Below are 17,205 nucleotides of genomic sequence, written 5' to 3' on the forward strand. Positions count from 1 at the left end.
CGAGAGCTGAGTTCGATGTTTCTTATCGCGGTACTCATCGCGTGTAACGCAACACAGCATCGTGGAGTGCCGAGCCGTGGTCAAGGATCCTGCAGGCAGGCGATCGGGCAGCACGACGGGCGGCCCGTCGCGGGAGGGGGGCCGATGCCGGCCCGGCGGCTCGACCCGGGCGTGCATCGGTGGCCAGAGGTGGTCTAGAAGTCCCGTGCCCGGTCGGGAAGGGCCTGCTCGGCCCAGATCGTCTTGCCGGTGCGGGTGTGGCGGCTGCCCCAGCGCTGGGTGAGCTGGGCGACGAGCAGGAGCCCCCGGCCTCCCTCGTCGAAGGCACGGGCCCGTCGCATGTGCGGCGCGGTGCTGCTGGAGTCCGACACCTCGCAGATGAGCGTGGTCTCCCGGATCAGCCGCAGCTGGATCGGGGACCCGCCGTACCGGATGGCGTTGGTGACCAGTTCGCTGACGATCAGCTCGGTGACGAAGGAGGCCTCCTCCAGCCGCCAGGCGGCCAGCTGGTCGCAGGCCAGCTTGCGGGCCTGACCGACGAAGGCGGGGTCCGCGGGCACCTCCCAGGTGGCGACCCGGTCGGCGTCCAGGGCCCGGGTGCGGGCCAGGAGCAGGGCCACGTCGTCGGCGGGGCGGTCCGTCAGCAGGCTCCGCAGCACTCCGTCACAGGTCTCCTCCAGCGCACGGTCCGTGCCGGACAGGGCCTGCCGCAGCCGCGCGAGCCCGTCGTCCAGGTCGCGGTCCGGTGCCTGGACCAGGCCGTCGGTGTAGAGGGCGAACACGCTGCCCTCGGGGACGTCGAACTCGGCCGTCTCGAAGGGCAGACCGCCCACGCCCAGCGGCGGCCCGATCGGCAGGTCGAGGAAGGCGGCCTCCCCGTCCGGCGAGATCAGCGCCGGTGGCGGGTGGCCGGCCCGGGCCATGGAGCAGCGGCGCGAGACGGGGTCGTAGACGGCGTAGAGACAGGTGGCGCCGATCTCCCCCGGGCTGTGCGCGTCCTCGGCCTCGTCGGCCGTGCGCTCGGAGTCCAGGCGCAGGACGATGTCGTCGAGCTGGGTGAGCAGCTCGTCCGGGGCGAGGTCCACGTCGGCCAGGGTGCGTACGGCGGTGCGCAGCCGGCCCATGGTGGCGGACGCCTGCACCCCGTGCCCGACGACATCGCCCACGACGAGGCCCACCCTGGCGCCGGACAGGGGGATGACGTCGAACCAGTCGCCGCCGATCCCGGCGCGGGTGCTGGCCGGCTGGTAGCGGGAGGCTACCTCGACGGCGGCCTGGTGGGGTGCGCGGTGCGGCAGGAGACTGCGCTGCAGTTCGAGGGCGATGGCACGTTCGCGGGTGTAGCGGCGGGCGTTGTCGACACAGACCGCGGCCCGGGCCGCGAGCTCCTCCGCCAGCAGCAGGTCGTCCTCGCCGAAGGGCTCGGCCGTGCGGTGGCGGGAGAGGATCGACAGGCCGAGCGTGAGGCCCCGGGCCCGCAGGGGCACGGCCATGATCGAGTGGATGCCGTGCGCCTCGATGCTCTGGGCGCGCTCCGCCGAGCCCGCCCACAGCCGCCCGGTGGCGTCGTCGACCTCGAACAGCACGGCCCGGCCGGTGGTCAGCGCGCGGTCCGGCGGGGACCCGGCGACGTACCCGTGCCGGCTGCCGACCGGGATCACGGCCTCGGGGCAGCCCTCCAGCACGGACCGCTGGGCCATGCGGCGGAAGACCAGCGGGTCGGTGCCGGGCGAGACCGTGGCCTCCTCGCCCGCCCGGACGGAGTCCAGCAGGTCCACGATGACGAAGTCGGCCAGATGGTCCGTGCACACCTCCGCGAGTTCCTCGGCGGTGCGTGTGACGTCCAGGGTGGAGCCGATCCGGTCGCCGGACTCGTTGAGCATGCTCAGCCGTCGGCGGGCCAGGAACTGCTCCGTGCTGTCGATCGCTGCCAGGCACATGCCCCGTACATCGCCGGAGCCGTCCCTCAACGGACTGAGCGAGACCAGCCAGGCGTGCTCACGGGCCTCGCCCGGTGCGCGCAGCCATGCCTCGAACGGCATCGGCTCCCCCGTGCGCAGGACGCTCCGTACCGCCTCGTCGAGGCCCTCGAAGCCCGGGAGGCGTCTCCGTCCGTCGACCGACTCCCCCACCCTTCGGCCGAGCAGGTCCCGCTGGGGCCGGCCCATCACCTTCTCCATCGCGGAGTTCGCGGACACCGCGAGTCCGTCGTGGTCGAAGAGCGCGATGGGGACGGGGAGCTGGTCCAGGGCCCATCGCCGCAGCCGCACGGCCGGCTCCGGCACCGTGGCCGTCACGAACCACTGGGCGTCCCCGGCCGCGTCGAGGAGGGGGTGGGCCTGCAGCTCCAGTTCCACCCCGTGGCCGTCCCGGTGCCGCGCGTGCAGGGAGCCCCGCCAGTCCGCGGTCTCGGCGAGAGCGCCCCGGGCCGAGGCGGGCAGGCCGCCGGCCAGCAGATCGGCGGCCCGGCTGCCGACCACCTCGCCGTGCTCGTAGCCGAGAACCCTACGGGCGCCCGCACTCCACGCGGTGACCAGCCCCCTGGCGTCGACCGCGGCCGAGGCGACACCGTGCTCGCCCATCGTTCCTTCTCTCCGTACGACCGGAGCCGTCGTCCATGGGCTCACAGATCGACGACAAGGCACTGCTTCCAGGGTTCATTGTGCGCCGGACACGCCACGCGTGGCGCGCGATCACCCGGATCCCCCGAGCCCCTACCCTGCCACGTCACGCGCCCCGGAGCGCCCGCTTTCACGGGTGCCCGCGCACGGGAACCGCGGGGCCCGCGTGACGCTCGTCCGTTCCCGGGGGACGTAACGTCCGTCGGGCGGTCCGGTGTCGGGCCGGGCGGGCGGAGAGCGGGGAGACCATGGTGGAGTCCGGGGACCCGGCGGGGGCGCGCGGGCGCCTTCGGGGGCTGTTCGTCGGGTTGTGCACGCTGGACGTCGTACAGCTCGTCGACCGCGTACCGGGGGCGAACGAGAAGCTGACGGCGCGTGAGCAGGTCGTGGCCGCGGGCGGGCCCGCGGCGAACGCGGCGGTGACGTTCGCCCACCTGGGCGGTGCCGCCACCCTGCTCACCGCGGTCGGACACCATCCCCTGGGGGTCGCCGTCGCGGCGGACCTGGACCGGCAGGGTGTGACGGTGGTGGACCTGGCGGCCGGCTCGGCCGAGCCGCCGGCGGTGTCGTCCGTGCTGGTCACGGCGGCGGGCGGCGACCGGGCCGTCGCCTCGACCAACGCGACGGGCCGCAGGCTCGCCCCGCCGGACGGGCTGGACGCGCTGGTGGCGGACCACGACATCGTGGAGATCGACGGCCATCACATGGACCTGGCCGTGGCCACCGCCCGCGCGGCGCGCGCGGCCGGCCGTCGGACGGTGTTCGACGGCGGCAGCTGGAAGCCCGGTACGGAGAGGCTGCTGCCGTCGATCGACGTCGCGGTCGTCTCGGAGGACTTCCGCCCGCCCGGTACGCCCGCCTCGCGGACCGACCCCGCCGGCGCCCTGCACCGGCTGCGGGACCACGGAGTCCGCTGGTCGGCGGTCAGCAGGGGCCCTCGCCCCCTCGTGTGGGCGGGTCCCGGCGAGGGGGGCACGGTGGACGTTCCCGCCGTACGGGTGGTGGACACCCTGGGCGCGGGGGACGTCCTGCACGGGGCGCTCACGCATGCGCTCGCGGGGCAGAACGGCCTGACGCCGGAGGGCTTCACGGAGGCTCTGCGCGCGGCGGCGACGGTGGCCGCGCGGGCGTGTGCCTCGTTCGGGACGCGGGCGTGGATGCGGGGAGAGTGAGCCGCCCCGCCGCCGGACAGGTACGGCTCGCCGGAGCCGTACCTGTCCGGCGGCGCTCCGGGTGGCAGGTCCGTGGTCCCCGCCCAGCGGGCCCGAGCCCGTCGGCCCGGGCCGCCGTGGGTTCGGCCGACCGGCTCGGGCCCGCTGTTCCTCCAGGTCAGGGGAGTGTCGCGGGCGGCGCGGCCCGGACCGCGCCGGGCTCGGCCGCGCCGGGCGCGAGGGTCCTCTCGCGGGCCGCCAGGCAGTCCTCCAGGAATGCGAGGGCACGCAGGTGGTAGGCGCGGGCGGCCCGGCCGAGGCTGATGTTGTGCCCGGCCGCCGGCTGACGCTCGACGCTCACGTGCGGGGCGGCCGTGAAGTGTGCGGCCAGATCGCGCAGGGCCTCGTCGTCGTGGCGCCACCATGCCTCGTGCTCGGCGAACGTCAGCCGCACCGGCACGCGGACGCGGGGTGCCGTGGTGCGGAAGAGCTCCGGCCAGCGGGCCAGTTCGGCCCCTTCCAGGGCGGGCACGGGCTCGACGATGGCACCGCTCTCCCGGAAGGTGCCCGAGGGGTACAGGCCGAGCGGCCCCCAGCTTCTGCGCAGCCGCCCGGCGTCGTCGTGGGCTCCGGGAAGTTCGTGCGGCTCGACGGCGTAGCGATGGCCGCAGCCGGAGACGTCGATCCCGAGCAGGTGCGGCGGAGGGGAGTCGGCGGCGGCGGTGAGCGCCACCTTCCCGCCGTACGAATGGGCGAGCAGGAACAGGCCCCCACCGGTGTCGTGGCGGGAGCCGAAGTCGTGCAGGGCCGCGCGCAGCGAGGCCGCCTGCTCCGCCAGGTCCTGCCCCTGGGGCAGGCGGGTGGCGGAGTGCCGGTAGCCGGGCCGGTCCACGGCGAGGACGGTGTGGCCGAGGCCCGCCCCCAGGGTCAGCAGCGACTGCTGGGGGTGGGCCCGGCAGTCGAAGTACCCCGCGTTCATGCCACCGCCGTGCACCGCGACCACGACGGCACGGGGGGAGCCGCCCGGCGGCTCGGCGAGCAGCGCCGACAGCGGCAGCCCGGCGGCGTCCAGGGTGATCCGGCGCACTCCGGGCGACGCTTCGTGGACCGGTCGGGTCATGGTCGTCCTCCTCCGGGTGGTGCGCCCAAGGCTCTCGCGTCCGGTGGCGGCCCGCACCCGCACCGCGTCGGGGAGGCGGCCCGGGTGCGGCCCGGGCCGCCTCCTCCTCGCCGGGCCACCCCGTGTCCGCAGTGCGTCCGGCCCGCTTCGCACGGGGCGGACGACCTCCGCGCGAAGCGGGCCGGACGCACTCCCCCGGACGGCTGTCGGCCCCTTCGGCAACCCCGTCGCTCGCCGCCCGTCGCACGCCGGCCGGCCCGGGGGCCGCCGGTCAGCCGGTGCCGCCGCGACGCCCGCGCAAGGCAGGCCCGCGCAAGGCAGGCCCGTGCAAGGCCCCGAGCCGGCGGCGGTACGGCTCCCGGGCGCAGAGCAGCCAGACGGCGAGCAGGGCGGCGAGGATGCCCGCCCACAGCACATGGGCGTCGTCCCAGCGCGGGGCGCCCGGCGGTACGAAGAGCGCGAAGCGCTTCGGGAGGAGCACACCGGCCAGGACCGGCAGGGCCGTCACGGCGCCCGACACCGCCGGGCCCGGCACGCTCCGCACGGTGAACCGCACCGCCGCCGCGGCCAGGGCGAGCGCCAGCGCGCACAGCGCACCGGCCTCGACCGTCAGCGCGCCCACCGGTGACGCGGCCCACGCCTCGGCGTCGGCGCCCGCCCGCAGGACACCCAGCACCGCCGCCCACCAGACCGCGAGCGCCGGCAGGACGAGGGCCGCACGGACCGCCTGCCGCAGCGGACGCGGCACCGGAGGGACGCCCGTGGTGTGCCGGGCCGGATCGTCCAGGACGAACGCCGTCCCCACCGCCCCGCACAGCGCGGCCACCCGGGCCAGGTCGGCCAGCACGACCGCCGGGAGATCCATGGAGAACACCACCGGTACGGCGGCGACGGCCAGCCCCAGCGCCCATCCGGCGGTGAACACCGTCCACGGCAGCGCGCGTGCCGTGGGCCGCACCAGGGCCGCCACCATCGTCAGCCGTCGGCTCACGCGCACTGGTACTCCCGGTCGTCGGCGGTCTCGGCCGGAGCGGTGACGCCCAGCAGGGCGGCCGCGCGTTCGGTGGTCGTGCCCGCGGCGGACAGCTCCGCCCAGGACGCCTTCACCCTGCGGTCCACCTCCTTCGGCGGTTCGGCCGACAGCGCCTGGAACACGGCGAGTTCACGGCCGCGCAGCGACACCGCGCTCACCGGGGCCTGGATCACGCCCGGGCTGCTGGGCCCCTGCCCGAGCCTCTCGAACATCGCCTCGCCGTCCGGGGTGGCGCGGACCGCCAGCCAGACCATCAGCACGCCCCGCGCGTCGCAGTACACGCCCTCGTACCGCTCGTGCCCCACGACCAGCCCCCGGGCGACGCTCGCGGCGAACTCCAGCTCCCGCTCCCCGCCCCACGCGGTGGTCGCCGTGGACTCGCCGGGTGCACCGGGCGCGGGCTCCCCGACGCCCGACGGTCCGTCGAGCGCGGCGACCCGCTGCCGTACGGTGAGCGCGCGTGTCGCGTCCGGTGCGCCGGCCAGCGAGCGCACCGCCTCCGTCACCCGGGCCCACTCGCCGATCCAGGGGGTGAACTCGGGGAAGGCGCAGTACGTCGTCGCTCCGCGCCGCTCGCAGTCCTGTACCGCCGCCGGGTGGCGGGTCGCCGTCTCGCGTGCCTCGCGTACCGCGTCCGACGGTGCCGTGCCCTGGAGGGCCACGGTGGTCACGACCGCGCCGAGCGCCCCCAGCGCGGTGGCCCGCAGGGCCCGTCCCCGGCCGCCGCTCACCAGGACCGCGCCGGCGGCCACCAGCACCGCGAGCGCCAGCAGGTACAGCGCGTGCCAGGCGGCGGGCCGGCCCACCAGGTCGGACGGCAGGGGCCGGGCCCCCTCGTCGAAGAGCACGGGGGTCAGCCCGCGCAGCCAGGCCGGGCTGCCCGCTTCTGCGACGAAGACCATGGTGACGGCCAGGACGGCGACCACGGCCAGGGGCGCCACGAACGCGGACCGGGCGACCCGGCCGAGCAGCACGCCGAGGGCCGCGGGCAGGAGCAGCAGCAGCGGCCCGGTCACCAGCTCGGCGGGCGAGGCGTGGCCCACGGCCCCGGGCTTCAGCGCCGCCGCCGTGAACTGCCCGGCCACGATCAGCGCCCCCACGGCGGCCGTCGGCAGCACCGACAGCAGATGCGCGACCGTGCGCCGCCACGGCTGCAGCACCAGCACCCCGAATACCGCCTCCGTGCCCCGTCGGTGCGAGCGCAGCACCGCCAGGTTCACGGCGACCAGCACCGCCAGTCCCAGGAGCAGTTGTCCGATCTGGGTCTCACGGTCGATGTCCTGGAGCACCGGATAGGCGTCCTCCGCCGCGTCGCCCGACCGCAGGAGCAGGGCCACGTAGGTCACGAGCGCGACCAGCACCAGGGGGTGCAGCAGCAGGCGCCGCGCCTCCACCCGGGCCAGCGCGAGCACCGCCCGCGCGCCGCCGCGGACCCGTACCGGCTGCGGCTTCGGAGCGGTCACCGTCGTTCCCGTCGTCGTGGTCACGCGGCCACCTCCGCCACCGGATCGCCGCCGAGCGACAGGAGGTAGCCGTCCTCCAGGGTGGGTTCGACGAGCCGGGCGCCCGCGGGCGGGTCCCCGACGTTGCGGAACTCGCCCGTCCCGGTGCGCCATCCGGCCCGGGCGCCCGGCTGCCGGTCCCCGCTGTTCCACACCCGGCCGTCCGCCACCGCCGTCAGCTCCGCGGGCGTGCCGTCGAACCGGACCCGGCCCCTGTCCATCACCACCACCCGGTGGCACAGCATCGCCACGTCCTCGGTCTGGTGGGTGGACAGCAGCACCGTCCGGCCCTCGCCGGCCTCCGCGATCAACTCCCGGAACCGCATGCGCTGTTCGGGGTCGAGTCCGACCGTCGGTTCGTCCAGGACCAGGAAGCCCGGGTCGCCGACCAGGGCCGCGGCGAGCGCCACGCGCTGCCGCATGCCGCCGGAGAGCCGCCGTATCCGCTTGCCACGCACCTCCGCGAGGCCGACCGCGTCGAGGACCCGGCGGGTCTCGGCGTGCCGGGCCCGCCGGTCGGTCAGCTCCTTGAGGATCGCGACGTAGTCGATGAACTCGAAGGCGGTGAAGTCGGGATGGAATCCGGGGTTCTGCGGCAGGTAGCCGAGGACCCGTCGCGCGTCCTGCCGTCCGTGGACCGTGCTCGGGTCGTGTCCGAGGACGGTGAAGGCGCCGTGGTCCGGGGGCGTGGCCGTCGCCAGGACGCGCAGCAGGGTGGTCTTGCCCGCGCCGTTGGGGCCGAGCAGGCCCGTGACCCCCTCGGAGAGCCGCAGGGTGACGTCGTCCACCGCCGGGGTGCCGCGATAGCTCAGGGTCAGCCCGGCGGCGGAGACCGTGGGTCGTGTCATGACAGCCTCCTGGCTGTGAATCGAAGGTATCGGGGGGACGGGCCGAGGCGGCCGGAGTCGAAGCGGTCCCGCGCCGCGACCAGCAGCACCGTCGCGAGCGTCGCGACCGCCGCCGCCGCGCCCTGGCCCTCTGCGGTGAAGGGCAGTGGTGTGCCGGACGCCAGCAGACGGCTCAGCACCACCAGTGCCGTCCACCCGGCCCCGACCAGCGCCGGAGCGAGGACGGGGCCCAGCCGGGCCGTGAGGGCGACGCCCGTGGCGGTCAGCGCCAGCGCCGGCAGCAGCCAGCCGAGTGCCGCCAGGCCGAGCGACGGCAGTGCCAGGCTCGCCAGCCCGCTCAGCAGTGTCGTCGTCGACAGCACCGCGACCGTGCGCACCATCAGCAGACGGAAGGTGTGCATCGGCGCGACCACGGCCGTCTCGTAGGTCGGGTCGAGCCCCGGGCCGAACGACAGCGCCACTCCCGCCAGGGGCAGCAGCGGTGCCGTGGCCAGGAGCATCAGCGGCGACGCGACCAGCGCCACGCCGACCGCGAGCAGCAGGGTGAGGGCCACGGCACCGAGCCAGGAGCGGCGCAGCACCGGGGTGGCCGCGAGCAGTCGGGCGGTGTGGTCGGCGACGCCCACCCTGAGCAGCAGCGACTCGGCCAGGCCCGGCCTCGGGGCGTCGAGTTCGTCCTCCAGCCTGGCCCAGCCCGCGTCGATCTCGGCGGGCGGGACATGGGACGAGAGCGCGGCCCGGCAGTCGGCGCAGCCCGCGAGGTGCGTCTCGACGGACCACAGCCGGGGGGCGGCCAGCGCTCCCCGGGCGTACTCCCCGAGGTCCCCGTCGTCGGCGTGCCAGCTCATGTCAGGCCCTCCCGCAGTTGCCTCCGGGCGCGCATGGCCCGGGTCTTGACCGTGCCCGGGGGAATGCCGAGCAGGACGGCAGCCTCACGGGTCGTCAGTCCGTCGATCACCGTCGCCTGCAGCACGGCCCGCAGCTCCGGCGAGAGTGCGGCGAGCGACCCCGCCAGGTCACCGTGCTGCACCCGGGCCAGCACCTGTTCCTCGGCCGACACCTCCTCGCGCTGGCGCAGCCGGGCGAGCGCCTGCCGCAGCCGGCCGCGGGCCCCGTCGCCGCGCAGCGCGTCCACCAGACGGCGCGATCCGATCCGCCACAGCCAGCCCGCGACATCACCCTCGCGCCGGTACCGGGCCGCTCCCCGCCACACGTCGAGGAAGGTCTCCTGCACGACGTCGTCGACCAGCACCGGGTCGGCGCACCGGCCGCGCAGCCGCAGCACGAGCCACGGCGCGTACCTGCGGTACAGCTCCTCGAACGCCCGCCGGTCCCCGTCGGCGACCGCCCGCAACAGCTCGGCGTCGCCCGGACTCCCCCGCTTCATCTCGCTCACACCCCCTCATCGGACGAGACCCCCCGAGTGGTTCACGCCGCGAGAAAGGATTCCGGACGCGTGCAGGTCACGGGGTCGTCGGCCCCCCGGCGGCAAGTGTCCTGAGTGCGATGTTGAGTTCGAGGACGTTCACGCGGGGTTCGCCGACGAAGCCGAGCGTGCGGCCCTGGGTGTGCTCGTCGACGAGCTTGCGTACCCGGGCGACGGTCAGGCCGTTCCTCGCGGCGACCCGGTGGATCTGGAGGTCGGCGTAGGCCGGGGAGATGTCCGGGTCGAGGCCGGAGCCGGAGGAGGTGACCGCGTCGGCCGGGACCTGGGACGGCTTCACGGTGTAGCCGGGCACGGAGTTGTCCTCGACGACCCTCGCCTTCGCCTCCTCCACCGATGCGATGAGTTTCCTGTTGTCGGCGGAGAGGTTGGTGGCGCCCGAGAGGATCAGCCTGTACTGCGTGTTGACGGAGTTCCGGCCGGGTCCGTCGGCCGGCCGGGGCTGGAAGTAGTCGAGGCCGTAGCCCTGTTGGCCGATCAGGGAGGAACCGACGACCTTCCCGTCGTACGAGATCTCCGAGCCGTTCGCCTTGTCGTGGAAGAGGGTCTGGGCGACGCCGGTGACGGCGAGCGGGTAGACGACGCCCGTGACCAGGGTCAGCACCAGCAGGGCCCTGAGCCCCGCCCACAGCAACCGGCCCGTGTTCGATACGGAGGTGTTCATGGCGGTCAGCACGCTTTCGGAAAAGTTACAGCCCGGGGACGAGGGAGATGAGCAGATCGATGAGCTTGATGCCGACGAAGGGGGCGATCAGGCCGCCGATGCCGTAGATCGTGAGGTTGCGGCGGAGCATCCTGTCGGCGCTGACCGGCCGGTACCGCACGCCCCGCAGGGACAGCGGCACCAGCGCGATGATGATCAGCGCGTTGAAGACGACGGCCGACAGGATCGCGGAGTCCGGTGAGGACAGGCCCATGATGTTGAGCCTGTCCAGGCCCGGGTGGACGGCGGCGAACAGCGCCGGGATGATCGCGAAGTACTTGGCGACGTCGTTGGCGATGGAGAACGTGGTCAACGCCCCCCGGGTGATGAGGAGTTGCTTGCCGATCCCGACGATCTCGATCAGTTTGGTCGGGTCGGAGTCGAGGTCGACCATGTTGCCGGCCTCCTTGGCGGCCGACGTACCGGTGTTCATGGCCACGCCGACGTCGGACTGGGCCAGCGCGGGGGCGTCGTTGGTGCCGTCCCCGGTCATCGCGACCAGCTTGCCGCCCGCCTGCTCCCGCTTGATGAGGGCCATCTTGTCCTCGGGCGTGGCCTCGGCGAGGAAGTCGTCGACGCCCGCCTCCTCGGCGATCGCCTTCGCCGTCAGCGGGTTGTCGCCCGTGATCATGACGGTCCTGATGCCCATGCGGCGCAGTTCGTCGAACCGCTCCCGCATGCCCTCCTTGACGACGTCCTTGAGGTGGACGACACCCAGCACCCGGGCGCCATCGCTGTCCTCGACCGCGACCAGCAGCGGGGTGCCGCCGGCCGCGGCGATCCGGTCGGTCAGCTCCCGCGCGTCGGGCGCGACCTCACCGCCCTGCTCCTCGACCCACCTGACGACCGACCCGGCGGCGCCCTTGCGGATCCTCCGCCCGTCGACGTCCACGCCCGACATCCGGGTCTGCGCGGTGAAGGCGATCCACTCGGCCCCGACCGGTTCGCGCTCGCGCAGGCCGTACTTCTCCCGCGCCAGTGCGACGACGGAGCGGCCCTCGGGTGTCTCGTCGGCCAGCGACGACAGCTGGGCGGCGTCGGCGACCCGGGCGTCCGTCACCCCGCGCACCGGCACGAACTCGGCGGCCTGCCGGTTGCCGAGGGTGATGGTGCCGGTCTTGTCGAGCAGCAGCGTCGACACGTCACCGGCCGCCTCGACCGCCCGGCCGGACATGGCCAGGACGTTGCGCTGCACCAGCCGGTCCATGCCGGCGATGCCGATGGCGGAGAGCAGGGCGCCGATGGTGGTCGGGATGAGGCAGACCAGCAGGGCGACCAGCACGGTCATCGTGAGGTGGGTGCCCGCGTAGTCCGCGAACGGCGGCAGCGTGGCACAGGCCAGCAGGAACACGATGGTCAGCGAGGCGAGCAGGATGTTCAGCGCGATCTCGTTGGGTGTCTTCTGCCGGGCCGCGCCCTCGACCAGGTTGATCATCCGGTCGATGAAGGTCTCGCCGGGCTTCGTCGTGATCTTGATGACGATCCGGTCGGAGAGGACCTTGGTGCCGCCGGTGACGGCACTGCGGTCGCCGCCGGACTCGCGGATGACGGGTGCCGACTCACCGGTGATCGCCGACTCGTCGACGGACGCCACCCCTTCGACCACGTCCCCGTCGCCGGGGATGATGTCGCCGGCCTCGCAGACGACCAGGTCACCGATCTTCAGCCCCGTTCCGGGGACCTCGGTGCCGTCCACGAGACGGGCCACCGTGTCGGTCCTGGCCTTGCGCAGAGTGTCGGCCTGGGCCTTGCCGCGGCCCTCGGCGACCGCCTCCGCGAGGTTGGCGAAGACGACGGTCAGCCACAGCCAGACGCTGATGGTCCAGCCGAACCAGTCGCCGGGGTCCTTGAAGGAGAACACCGTGGTCAGCACGGACCCGATCCACACCACGAACATCACGGGCGACCTGACCATCACCCGGGGGTCGAGCTTGCGGAAGGCGTCCGGCAGCGACCTGACCAGCTGCGTGGGATCGAAGAGGCCCGCGCCGACACGGCCCTCGGGAGCCCTGTGCGCGGTGGGTGCGTCCTGGTGCGGCGCGAGGGTGGGAGTGGACATCTCTTCGCTTTCGGTACGGGTGGTCATGACGCCAGCCCCTCGGCCAGCGGCCCCAGCGCGAGCGCGGGGAAATACGTCAGACCGGTGACGATGAGGATCGCGCCCACCAGCAACCCGGTGAACAGCGGCTTCTCGGTGCGCAGGGTGCCGGCGGTCTCCGGCACCGGCTGCTGCCCGGCGAGCGAACCGGCCAGGGCCAGGACGAAGACCATGGGCAGGAAGCGGCCGAGCAGCATCGCGATCGCGGTCATGGTGTTGAACCAGTCGGTGTTCGCGTTCAGGCCGGCGAAGGCCGAGCCGTTGTTGTTGGCCGCGGAGGTGAAGGCGTAGAGCACTTCGGAGAATCCGTGCGCGCCGGAGTTGAGCATCGAGTGCGGCGGGGTCGGCAGCGCCAGGGAGACCGCCGTGAGGACGAGCACCAGCGCCGGGGTGATCAGGATGTAGCAGGCCGCGAGCTTGATCTCGCGGGTGCCGATCTTCCTGCCCAGGTACTCGGGCGTCCGGCCGACCATCAGACCGGCGATGAACACCGCGACGACCGCCATGATCAGCATGCCGTAGAGGCCGGAGCCGGTGCCACCGGGCGCGATCTCGCCCAGCATCATGCCGAGCATGGTGACACCGCCGCCCAGGCCGGTGAAGGACGAGTGGAAGGAGTCCACCGCGCCGGTCGACGTCAGGGTCGTGGACACCGCGAAGATCGACGAGGAACCGACCCCGAACCGCAGCTCCTTGCCCTCCATGGCACCGCCGGCGATCTGCAGCGCCGGTCCGTGGTGGGCGAACTCGGTCCACATCATCAGGGCGACGAAGCCGACCCAGATAATGGCCATGGCCGCCAGGATCGCGTAGCCCTGCTTGACCGAGCCGACCATGACCCCGAAGGTCCGGGTCAGGGAGAACGGGATCACCAGCAGCAGGAAGATCTCGAAGAGGTTGGTGAAGGGCGTCGGATTCTCGAACGGGTGGGCGGAGTTGGCGTTGAAGTAGCCGCCGCCGTTGGTGCCCAGTTCCTTGATGGCCTCCTGGGAGGCGACCGCGCCGCCGTTCCATTGCTGCGAGCCGCCCATGAACTGACCGACCTCGTGGATGCCGGAGAAGTTCTGGATCGCGCCGCAGGCCACCAGGACGACCGCCGCGATCGCCGCGCCCGGCACGAGAATCCTGAACGTGCCGCGGATGAGGTCGGCCCAGAAGTTGCCGAGGTCGCCGGTGCGCGAGCGGGCGAAGCCCCGCACGAGCGCCACGGCTACGGCGATGCCGACGGCCGCCGAGACGAAGTTCTGCACGGCGAGACCGGCCGTCTGGACGACATGGCCCATGGTCTGCTCGCCGTAGTACGACTGCCAGTCGGTGTTCGTCACGAAGGACACGGCCGTGTTGAACGACTGCGCCGGGCCGACCGCGTCGAAGCCCAGCGAGCCGGGCAGGACACCCTGCAGCCGCTGCAGCAGATAGAGGAAGAGGACGCCGACCGTGGAGAGGGCCAGGACACCGCGCAGGTACGCGGGCCAGCGCATCTCGGTGTCGGGGTCGGCGCCGATGCACCGGTAGGCCCACTTCTCGACCCGCCAGTGCCGGTCGGAGGAGTACACCCCGGCCATGTAGGTGCCGAGGGGGGCGTGGGCGAGTGCCAGAGCCGTCATGAGGGCCAGCAGCTGAAGGACGCCGGCTAGTACGGGACCCATGTGGTTCTCAGAACCTCTCCGGGAAGATCAGGGCGAGGACGAGATAGCCCACCAGGGCGACGGCCACGAGCAGGCCGACGACGTTCTCGGCGGTCACAGCCGGGTCACCCCCTTGGCGACCAGAGCCACCAGCGCGAACACCGCGACCGTGACGACGACGAAGGCCACATCGGCCATCGCGAACTCCTAGAGCGGAAGAGGGACGAAAAAGAACCGGACGCTTCGAGGAAACCTCCTCGGCGGCCGGAACCGACCGGCCTTGACACGTCCCTGACGGCGATGCCGCCGGCTTTGACGGACCCCTGACGCGCCCGCCCCTCGCGCGCCCCCGGCCACCTCCCCCACACCTGGCGCGGGCACCCCGCGCACCACCGCGCGTGCCCGGACCCCGGCACGTCCACAGCGCGTCCCCGAGCACGTCCCCGCAGGCGGGACGGCGGCCGGCGAAGACCTTAACGAGGTCTTGACGCCACCCGGCCCGGTTCCCCATGGCCTGGGCCTCACACGCTGCCTACGCTGATGCGGCGGCCTTCCGATGGCCGGAAATGTTCGTATCACCGCACGTCAGGAGCGTTCATGGGCACCCTGGAGGGCACCCGCACCAGCCGCCTGCGGGCATGGATGCTGGAGGGTCTGTCCGACATGGGCAAGGGCGGCGGCCGCACCGGGCCGCCCGCCGCGTCCCGGTCCGAGCACACCGGCCGGCCGTGGTGGCGGGTGATGTGCCTGACGGGCGTCGACTACTTCTCCACCCTCGGCTACCAGCCCGGCATCGCCGCCCTCGCGGCCGGCCTCCTCTCCCCCGTGGCGACGATCGTCCTCGTGATCGTCACCCTCGCCGGAGCCCTCCCCGTCTACCGCCGCGTGGCCGAGGAGAGTCCCCATGGCGAGGGCTCGATCGCGATGCTGGAGCGTCTGCTGACGTTCTGGAAGGGCAAGCTCTTCGTCCTCACCCTGCTGGGCTTCGCGGCGACCGACTTCCTCATCACCATCACCCTGTCGGCCGCGGACGCCTCGACCCATCTGATCGAGAACCCGCACCTCAACGAGGCCCTGCACGACAAGCAGCTCCTCATCACGCTCGTCCTGATCGCCCTGCTGGGCGCGGTGTTCCTCAAGGGCTTCCTGGAGGCCATCGGCGTGGCGGTGGCCCTGGTCGGCGTCTACCTCGCGCTGAACGTCGTGGTGGTGGTGACCGGCCTGTGGCACGTCGTGACCGAGGGCCATGTCGTCACCGACTGGACGACCGCGCTGACCGCCGAGCACGGCAACGTCTTCGTGATGGTCGGCGTGGCGCTGATCGTCTTCCCCAAGCTGGCGCTCGGGCTCTCCGGCTTCGAGACCGGTGTGGCGGTCATGCCGCACGTGCAGGGCGACGCGGACGACACGGAGGAGCGGCCCGCCGGCCGTGTCCGCGAGACGAAGAAGCTCATGACCGCGGCCGCCGTGATCATGAGTGTCTTCCTGGTCTGCACGAGCTTCATCACCACCCTGCTCATCCCGGAGAAGGAGTTCGAGCCGGGCGGCGACGCCAACGGACGTGCTCTGGCGTATCTGGCGCACGACTACCTGGGGAACGCCTTCGGCACGGTCTACGACGTCTCCACGATCGCCATCCTCTGGTTCGCTGGCGCCTCCGCCATGGCCGGCCTGCTGAACCTGATGCCGCGCTATCTGCCCCGCTACGGCATGGCGCCGCACTGGGCCCGGGCGGTCCGCCCCATGGTCATCGTCTTCACCCTGGTCGGCTTCCTGGTGACCTGGATCTTCGACGCGGACGTCGACGCCCAGGGCGGCGCCTACGCGACGGGCGTCCTGGTCCTGATCAGCTCGGCGGCGATCGCGGTGACCATCGCCGCCCGCAAGGCAGGTCAGCGCGGCTGGACCATCGGCTTCGGCGTCATCTCGGCCGTCTTCCTCTACACCACCGTCCTGAACGTCGCCGAACGCCCCGACGGTGTGAAGATCGGCGCCTGCTTCATCGCGGCGATCATTCTCGTCTCCCTGCTGTCCCGCCTGGCCCGCGCCTTCGAACTACGGGTGACGAGTGTGCGGCTGGACGACATGGCGGAACGTTTCGTCCGGGACATCGCGCACCGCAGGATCCGTTTCATCGCCAACGAGCCCGACAAGCGGGACCTCACCGAGTACCGCGAGAAGATCGAGCAGATCCGCCACGACAACGACGTCCCCGCCACCGAGGACTTCGTCTTCGTCGAGGTGACGGTGACGGACCCCTCGGAGTTCGAGGCCGAACTGACGGTCCGGGGCGAGGTCATGCACGGCCGCTACCGCGTGCTGACCCTGGAGTCGTCCTCGGTCCCCAACGCGCTGGCCGCCCTGCTCCTGCACGCCCGGGACTCGACCGGCGCCGTGCCGCACATCTACTTCGAGTGGACCGAGGGCGGCCCCTTCGCCAACTTCCTCCGCTTCTTCCTCTTCGGCCAGGGCGAGGTCGCCCCCGTCACCCGGGAGGTCCTGCGCGAGGCCGAGAGGGACCGCGCCCGACGCCCCCGGGTGCATGTGGGCTGACCGCCCGCCGGGTTCCTCACCCGACGCGGAGTTCGGCGAGCTGGAGCCGGTACTTGCCGGACTCGTCCGAGGCGGGCCTGCCGAGCTTCGTGACCCTCAGCCGCAGGTACCGCCCGGTGCTGGAGGTGAGGGTAGAGGTCTGGGCGGCTCCGGGGCTCGGGCGAGGGCGGCCACCGGGGCGCGATGACGCGCTCACCTCCGCGCGTCCGCCCACCGCGATCTTCGCCGGCGCGGACGTCGCCGCGACCGGGGTCTTCCGGGCCGCCGCCGAGCTGGGCCTGCGCGTTCCCGACGACCTCTCGCTCGCCGGCTACAACAACACCTCGGTCGCCGCACTGGAACCGGTCAGCCTGACCAGCGTCGACCAGGCGGGCGCGATGATGGGCGAGACGGCCGCCCGGCTGCTGCTGGAGCGGCTGGAGAAGCGGCGCGACCGCGCCGTCGTCATGGCCTCGACGCCGCACCTGGTCACGCGCGGCAGCACCGCGCCGCCGCGCGGCTGAC

At 73.2% G+C, this 17,205-nt stretch carries 14 protein-coding genes; 3 read left to right on the forward strand and 11 right to left on the reverse strand.

Translation table 11 applies throughout. The features are described from left to right. Positions 1–194: 194 nt before the first annotated feature. Positions 195–2,582, reverse strand: coding sequence for a SpoIIE family protein phosphatase (locus tag SCAB_RS03320; RefSeq protein ID WP_012998638.1), 2,388 nt, complete (start codon positions 2,580–2,582; stop codon positions 195–197). Between the two features lie 287 nt (positions 2,583–2,869). Here SCAB_RS03320 and SCAB_RS03325 point away from each other — a divergent pair, with 287 nt between their 5' ends. After that, positions 2,870–3,793, forward strand: coding sequence for a PfkB family carbohydrate kinase (locus SCAB_RS03325; RefSeq protein ID WP_012998639.1), 924 nt, complete (start codon positions 2,870–2,872; stop codon positions 3,791–3,793). Between the two features lie 157 nt (positions 3,794–3,950). On the opposite strand, the gene SCAB_RS03330 is transcribed toward SCAB_RS03325, so the two are convergent. From SCAB_RS03330 to kdpF, 10 genes are all read right to left on the reverse strand, one after another. Continuing rightward, positions 3,951–4,892: an alpha/beta hydrolase gene (locus tag SCAB_RS03330; RefSeq protein WP_049875645.1), complete on the reverse strand. Its 942-nt coding sequence runs from the start codon at positions 4,890–4,892 to the stop codon at positions 3,951–3,953. A 271-nt stretch (positions 4,893–5,163) separates the two neighbouring features. Next, complete coding sequence (locus SCAB_RS03335) at positions 5,164–5,883, reverse strand: hypothetical protein (RefSeq protein WP_012998641.1); 720 nt, start codon at positions 5,881–5,883, stop codon at positions 5,164–5,166. Next, entirely contained in the window at positions 5,880–7,412 is a 1,533-nt protein-coding gene (locus SCAB_RS03340) for a hypothetical protein (RefSeq protein ID WP_012998642.1), read from the reverse strand. The genes SCAB_RS03335 and SCAB_RS03340 overlap by 4 nt, the downstream gene beginning before the upstream one ends. Beyond that, on the reverse strand, positions 7,409–8,275 hold the full coding sequence (locus SCAB_RS03345; protein WP_012998643.1) for an ABC transporter ATP-binding protein: 867 nt from the start codon (positions 8,273–8,275) through the stop codon (positions 7,409–7,411). The genes SCAB_RS03340 and SCAB_RS03345 overlap by 4 nt, the downstream gene beginning before the upstream one ends. Continuing rightward, positions 8,272–9,123: a zf-HC2 domain-containing protein gene (locus tag SCAB_RS03350; RefSeq protein ID WP_012998644.1), complete on the reverse strand. Its 852-nt coding sequence runs from the start codon at positions 9,121–9,123 to the stop codon at positions 8,272–8,274. Before SCAB_RS03350 ends, SCAB_RS03345 begins: the two co-directional genes overlap by 4 nt. Then, a complete protein-coding gene (locus SCAB_RS03355) occupies positions 9,120–9,662 on the reverse strand; it encodes an RNA polymerase sigma factor (RefSeq protein ID WP_086022926.1) in 543 nt (180 codons plus the stop codon). The genes SCAB_RS03350 and SCAB_RS03355 overlap by 4 nt, the downstream gene beginning before the upstream one ends. A gap of 76 nt (positions 9,663–9,738) precedes the next feature. Further along, positions 9,739–10,383, reverse strand: a complete 645-nt coding sequence (locus SCAB_RS03360) for a potassium-transporting ATPase subunit C (protein WP_041670354.1) — start codon at positions 10,381–10,383, stop codon at positions 9,739–9,741. A gap of 25 nt (positions 10,384–10,408) precedes the next feature. Further along, the gene (kdpB, locus tag SCAB_RS03365; RefSeq protein WP_012998647.1) at positions 10,409–12,508 is read right to left on the reverse strand and encodes a potassium-transporting ATPase subunit KdpB; all 2,100 of its coding nucleotides are present in this window, start codon (positions 12,506–12,508) and stop codon (positions 10,409–10,411) included. Beyond that, positions 12,505–14,169, reverse strand: a complete 1,665-nt coding sequence (gene kdpA, locus SCAB_RS03370; RefSeq protein WP_012998648.1) for a potassium-transporting ATPase subunit KdpA — start codon at positions 14,167–14,169, stop codon at positions 12,505–12,507. The genes kdpB and kdpA overlap by 4 nt, the downstream gene beginning before the upstream one ends. Positions 14,170–14,176: 7 nt before the next feature. Then, on the reverse strand, positions 14,177–14,266 hold the full coding sequence (gene kdpF, locus SCAB_RS43980; protein WP_037726638.1) for a K(+)-transporting ATPase subunit F: 90 nt from the start codon (positions 14,264–14,266) through the stop codon (positions 14,177–14,179). Positions 14,267–14,745: 479 nt separating this feature from the next. Between kdpF and SCAB_RS03380 the strand changes: the two genes are divergently transcribed. Both SCAB_RS03380 and SCAB_RS03385 read left to right on the forward strand, forming a co-directional pair. Beyond that, entirely contained in the window at positions 14,746–16,701 is a 1,956-nt protein-coding gene (locus tag SCAB_RS03380) for an APC family permease (protein WP_012998649.1), read from the forward strand. 53 nt (positions 16,702–16,754) lie between these two features. Beyond that, on the forward strand, positions 16,755–17,204 hold the full coding sequence (locus tag SCAB_RS03385; RefSeq protein ID WP_012998650.1) for a substrate-binding domain-containing protein: 450 nt from the start codon (positions 16,755–16,757) through the stop codon (positions 17,202–17,204). The last annotated feature ends 1 nt before the right edge of the window (position 17,205 follow it).

Origin of the sequence: Streptomyces scabiei 87.22, assembly GCF_000091305.1 — a bacterium.
Lineage (GTDB): Bacteria > Actinomycetota > Actinomycetes > Streptomycetales > Streptomycetaceae > Streptomyces > Streptomyces scabiei.